The sequence below is a fragment of the Methylicorpusculum sp. genome (genome assembly GCF_030651835.1).
Classification (GTDB): domain Bacteria; phylum Pseudomonadota; class Gammaproteobacteria; order Methylococcales; family Methylomonadaceae; genus Methylicorpusculum.
In genome coordinates this window covers 1-5,778 of record NZ_JAUSBX010000015.1, presented here as the reverse complement: position 1 = coordinate 5,778, position 5,778 = coordinate 1, and the positions used below count along the sequence as shown (strand labels likewise).

Below are 5,778 nucleotides of genomic sequence, written 5' to 3'. Positions count from 1 at the left end.
GCCGTGCTTCATTGCCGTGCGCAGCACATAGACGCTATTGCTGCCCAGACCGGGTAAATCCAGCGTTAAATTGCCGTTAGCATCGGTAGGTGCTCGACGAAACCATTTCAGACTGCCGTCAGCCTCGCGGCGATAGACGGTCACGTCCTGATTACCCAATACCGTATTACTGATGCCGTCGGTCACGGTCACATTGAGCAACTGACCATCAACAGCAAAAGCTAAGCCCGGAACCGTTAAGAATAGAAACAGTAAACGAGTGATGAATAAATTAAATGGGCATTTAAAACGGGGAAGAAAAATCATGGCTATATACCTGCGGCGGCTTGATTCAAAGAGCATGCCAAAAGACTAGCAGGTAAAACTTATCGAATAATGAACTAAGGTAGGTGACCTTGCTTTTTGATTCCTAATTCACAAAAGCCAGCCATTACTTAAAGAAAATGAGAATAAATCCAAACTTATCATGGATCACTTCTTTCTAACTTGACACAGTCTCAAATAAAACTTGTCATTCCGGAAGATACCGTTCGAACTACATTAGCAAGTTTGGATAGTGGGGTACTCTATCTGCCGGACAGGCTTTAAGCCTCAGGGATTGCCGGAGCCGTTAGACCGCGTAAGCGAATCCAGAGCACAAGGAGGTGTTCGGCCCTTGCCATTCATGGCGAGATAACAATTTTTGACTGAGCTGATTGATCTTTATAAGCAAGAAATAAATTCAGCCAACAAAACACAACCCACTGTAAAAAGCGAAAACCGGTAGGGCGTTTTCGCGATAGCAAAACGCCAATAGCCTTCAAAGCCATGGCGGATTGCCTGTAGACGAATCCACATTACGGGGTAGATGTACATTTTTACATACTTACATTTTTGTGTAATATTGTTATGTAATTAAGAACTGGAGATGTTTCACCATGAGCCGACTCACCATAGAAATTACGGAACAGCAGCATCAGAGCATCAAGGCATTAGCTGCTTTGCAGGGTATAAGTATTAAAGAATACGCGATGCAACGGTTGTTGCCGCTGACCGATGATGAAGAAAAAGCCATACAAGAACTGGAGGCCTTCCTAAAACCACGTATTGAAGCCGCCGAACGTGGCGATGTGGTTAGCACGTCAGTTATAACAATTTTTGAGGAAGCACTTGCCGCGCCCCGGCTATGAAGCTTGCTGTTGATTTCACATCAGCAGCTATTAATGACTTATCTGATATCGCCAGCTACACAGCTGACACATGGGGTCGCGAACAAGCGTTTAGCTATGCAGGATTGTTGCATGGTCGTTTCATTGAAATTGCAGAAGGACGGATATTCTCCAAAGTACCTTTTTCAAAATATCCCAATGTGCGGGTTTGTCGGTGTGAGCATCACTATATTTTCTTTATACGCCCACAGGAAAGCCCCAAGCCAGTCATTCTGGTAGTGTTGCATGAACGCATGAATTTATTAGAGCGGCTGAAGGATAGGTTACGCGGAGTCAATTAACAAACCACTTTGGCCCGCTAACCAGCTTCACTTGAACGACCTAATACAACGACGAGCATGGGGACATAAAGCGGTTGTCTAAAGCAAAAAACATCCTGATTATAAAGATACTTTCAGCAACACCGTCTTTCCGGCAGGGATTGCCGGAGCCGTTAGACCGCTTAAGCGAATCCAGAGCACAAGGAGGTGTTCGGCCTTTGCCATTCATGGCGAGATAACGATTTTTGACTGAGCTGATTGATCTTTATAATCACGAAATAAATTCAGCCAACAAAACACAACCCTCTGTAAAAAGCGAAAACCGGTAGGGCGTTTTCGCGATAGCAAAACGCCAATAGCCTTCAAAGCCATGGCGGATTGCCTGTAGGCGAATCCACCTTACCGGGTTAAGCTCTTGCCTTCTGAGCATATACCTGCAGGCAGGGCGGCTGTTTTAATCCAGGATCTGTTAGAATCCGTTTTATTGCAATAAGCCATTCAATATTAATCCAAATCTATGGCAAAAAAAACGGTCAAACCAATATCCAACGATGCGGAAGATTCGATGTCGCATGACACTGGCTATAAGCTTCTGTTTAGCCATCCGCGACTGGTGCAAGACCTGATCACCGGCTTTGTGCAACCGCAATGGCAGGACAGTATCGACTTTAAAACCTTGGAGCCGGTCAAAGCCAGCTTTGCTACCGATGACCTCCGCCAACGCCATGATGATTGTATCTGGCGCATGAAATTCAAAGACACTTGGCTCTACCTGTACTTGTTATTGGAATTTCAATCCAGTGAAGATTATTTCATGGCCAATCGAGTCATGACTTACCTCGGCCTCCTGTATCAGGATATTATTCGGTCCCAGCTACTAAAAAAAGGCGACCTGTTACCGCCGGTTCTGCCAATAGTCATCTACAATGGCGCCTCTAACTGGAGCGGGCCAGTTGAAATAGCATCCTTAATCAACCCGATTCATCCCGCACTGCAAGCCTATACACCGCAGCTGAGTTATTTTTTACTGCAAGAAAGAGCCACACCAAAAGACTACAGCCAAACACACCCCACTAATTTAGTCGGCCATTTGATCGCCTTGGAGCAGTGTGCGACGTCAGACGACTTGCAAAACCAACTTCAACTGCTGCAGCAACAACTCAAAGCCGCACGCTATCAACCGATCCGGCGCTCCTTTGCGATTTGGCTTAGCCGATTATTGCGCGTAAAATTTAAAGCAGAATCGATTCCCGAATACCAAGAACTTACTGAGGTCAATGCCATGTTAGCCGAACGCTTAACCGATTGGACACTGCAATGGAAAAAAGAAGGCGAAGAAATAGGAGAGAAACGCGGGGAAAAACGCGGTGTAAAACGGGGCGAAAAAATAGGTCAGAAAAAAGAAGCCCTGCGTTTATTAATTAGATTGTCCCAATTAAAGTACGGAGAACTGCCCGACTGGGCAGTGCAAAACATGGAACAAGCCGACCTTCAACAACTCGAAAACTGGGCTGAACGCATTTTAACCGCTGAAAGCCTAGAAGCGCTCATGACCTAGCAGACTTATCGAGAGCTTATTTCTACTTTGTCATAGTCAATGAACGCACAATTCAGAATCGTCTTTCGGAAGGGATTGCCGGAATGACGGTGTTGATTTACTTTCAACTACTAACGCGAACATAGCCATTTTTTTGGTGTCATCTATCCAGATAAAACTTCGTTCACCTGGGTGGCCACCGATAGCAATGATTACAACCTGAGCCGCATTCATGGCAAAAACAGCATAATCGTCTGTTACACGGAATCCGGTGTAGATGCGACTGTTGGTTGTATTGAATTAACCAAACAAGGACAATAAATCCTTATTCAAGACATCTTGATCAATAATCCATTGGCGTAACGTACGTACTATGTCAGCCTTTCGTTGAAATACTGATGCTACCTATCCACAAGGACGTGTTGACACGCCATTCGCCAACCATTATTCCCAAACCATAACAGCATGAATACCTCACCGCTTGTACTCGAAGCCCAAAATTTGGTCGTCAACTACAAACAGCACAGGGCCATTGATTCGTTGAATCTAAGCGTGCCCAAAGGCTTTGTCTACGCGCTATTGGGAGGCAACGGAGCCGGCAAGTCCACCACCATCAGCACCTTCTTAACCTTTAATCGGCCGAGTGCAGGCCGAGTGTTGATAGAGGGTCAGTCACCACATGAACATCCCGATTTAGTGCGCTGCAAAGTCGCTTATTTACCGGAGAACGTCGCTCTGTACGAACTGATGAGCGGCTTGGAGAATTTGAATTTTTTCTGCACGCTGGCCGGCATACACCTCTGCCGCGAACAAGCAGGCCAACTGTTATCTGATAATGGCCTACAAGCAGATGCCCATGCTAAACGGGTAGCCACTTATTCGAAGGGAATGCGCCAAAAAGTCGGTTTAGCGATTGCCTCAGCCAAACATGCCTCGGCCATGCTACTGGACGAACCCACCTCGGGTCTTGACCCAAGTGCCGCCAACGATTTTGCGCAACGCATCCGTGCCGCTGCCGATTCCGGAATAGCTGTTTTGATGGCCACACATGACTTATTTAACGCCAAACAAGTGGCTGATCGTATCGGTATTATGAAACACGGGCGGCTGGTAGAGGAGTTCGATGCGCACACCGTGCAGCACGATGAACTCGAACAAAAGTATCTGGCTCATGCAAGGGAGCAGAAATGATAGCGGCCATAATTCATAAGGAGTTCGTTTCGACCCTACGCGATGGACGACTGTGGATACTGGGTGTTTTTCTATTAGCGCTTTTTATGGGTTTTTTTCTGGCGTCTACCCACGAACTAAAGCAATTGCGTCAGGAAAAACACAGTGTTGGCATGACCGCCAAAGAACAATGGAATACCCAAGGCGTAAAAAACCCGCATTCGGCAGCCCATTTCGGCATTTACGTGTTCAAGCCCGATTTGCCGGTAGCAGCGCTGGACCCTGGCTTGCGGCCTTTTGTCGGGCAATCACTGTGGCTGGAGCCGCACAAACGTAACCTGACACGATTCAGTCCGAGTACCGATCAAATACTCGCCAACCGTTTCGGCCAAGCGACCACCAGTTTTGTTCTGTATGCCTTGCTGCCTTTAATGATTGTGGCGCTTACTTTTAACTCGGTTAGCCAGGAAAGAGAGCGTGGAACCTTGCGCATGTTGCATAGTTTGGGTATCGCCGCCAGACCATTATTATTTGGCAAGCTTTTAGGTTTGCTGGCGGCTTTTATGCTGGTGTTATCGCCTGCATTGCTGGTTGCCTTGCTGCTGTTAGGGAAAAATTTCAGCTTGGGACTGGATGATGGGTTGAGATTGCTGGCGTCATTGTTGTTGTTTTTAATGTATTACACCATCTTTGCCGCACTCTCGATTGCGGCTTCGGCTTTTTTTCAGACCAGTCGTGTTTCCCTGTTTTGTTTATTGGCATTTTGGTTGGCCAGTGTTTTTGTCGCCCCTAGGCTCGGCGCAGTAACCGCTGAAGCTTTATCGCCCAATCCAACTGCCAGTCAATTTTGGGAATCCATAAAAACTGATATTGTGCAAGGTCTGGACGGTGATGGCAATCATGAACAACGTACCCAGGATTTTGAAGCAAAAGTTTTACAGCAATACGGAGTTAGCCGTAAAGAAGACTTGCCGGTTGGCTTTGTGTCTCTCAACCGACAGCATAGTGAGGGTTACTCGGTTCGTGTACATGAACTGCATTTTGATCGTTTACGCGACAACTTTGCCGTTCAACAGCATTTAACTCACCTTGCTTCTTGGCTGGGGCCCTCTATTGCCATCCGTTCATTATCAATGGCGATGGCCGGGATGGATCTGGCGCATCAAAGGGATTTCGAAGATGCCGCAGAAGAATACCGGCATTATTTTATCGATTTAACTGAAGACTGGGACCGAGAGCGCAGTCATGGCACTGAACCCGGCGCTAAAGGTCAAGAATCCGATTGGCGTAGTGTCAAGGCCTTCGATTATCAGGCACCCAAGATTGATTTTGCCTTGAAAGCCACATCCCTCGATTTGATTGTGCTGATCTGCTGGCTATCTGTCGCAATCATGCTGCTTATCCTTTCTGCAAAGAGACTAACCCCATGATGAAGGCTATGTTCGCGTTAATAGTAGGCGTCGCCCCGGCAGGGATTGCCGGGGTCCAGAAGCCATGGATGGCGTTGGGCTTTCACATCCTTGTGACCTGGATTCGCTTACGCGGTCTAACGGCTCCGGCAATCCATGCCGGAATGACGGTGTTGATTTACTTTCAACTACTA

General features: G+C 47.0%; 6 protein-coding genes. 5 read left to right on the top strand and 1 reads right to left on the bottom strand.

Going from position 1 to position 5,778, the window contains the following annotated elements:
- Positions 1 to 306 (bottom strand): hypothetical protein (locus tag Q7V32_RS02075; RefSeq protein ID WP_304895333.1); only part of this gene is annotated, 306 nt, incomplete at its 3' end.
- A 611-nt stretch (positions 307 to 917) separates the two neighbouring features.
- Between Q7V32_RS02075 and Q7V32_RS02070 the strand changes: the two genes are divergently transcribed.
- The 5 genes from Q7V32_RS02070 to Q7V32_RS02050 all read left to right on the top strand — a co-directional run bounded on the left by Q7V32_RS02070 (position 918) and on the right by Q7V32_RS02050 (position 5,605).
- Positions 918 to 1,169 carry an antitoxin gene (locus Q7V32_RS02070; RefSeq protein ID WP_304895332.1) on the top strand — a complete coding sequence of 84 codons (252 nt, stop codon included), beginning with the start codon at positions 918 to 920 and terminating at the stop codon, positions 1,167 to 1,169.
- Positions 1,166 to 1,489: a type II toxin-antitoxin system RelE/ParE family toxin gene (locus Q7V32_RS02065; RefSeq protein ID WP_304895331.1), complete on the top strand. Its 324-nt coding sequence runs from the start codon at positions 1,166 to 1,168 to the stop codon at positions 1,487 to 1,489. The genes Q7V32_RS02070 and Q7V32_RS02065 overlap by 4 nt, the downstream gene beginning before the upstream one ends.
- A 496-nt stretch (positions 1,490 to 1,985) precedes the next feature.
- Positions 1,986 to 3,026, top strand: coding sequence for an Rpn family recombination-promoting nuclease/putative transposase (locus tag Q7V32_RS02060; protein ID WP_304895330.1), 1,041 nt, complete (start codon positions 1,986 to 1,988; stop codon positions 3,024 to 3,026).
- A gap of 444 nt (positions 3,027 to 3,470) precedes the next feature.
- Positions 3,471 to 4,196 (top strand): ABC transporter ATP-binding protein, encoded by a 726-nt coding sequence (locus Q7V32_RS02055; RefSeq protein ID WP_304895329.1) that lies wholly within the window; start codon positions 3,471 to 3,473, stop codon positions 4,194 to 4,196.
- Positions 4,193 to 5,605: an ABC transporter permease subunit gene (locus Q7V32_RS02050; protein WP_304895328.1), complete on the top strand. Its 1,413-nt coding sequence runs from the start codon at positions 4,193 to 4,195 to the stop codon at positions 5,603 to 5,605. The genes Q7V32_RS02055 and Q7V32_RS02050 overlap by 4 nt, the downstream gene beginning before the upstream one ends.
- The last annotated feature ends 173 nt before the right edge of the window (positions 5,606 to 5,778 follow it).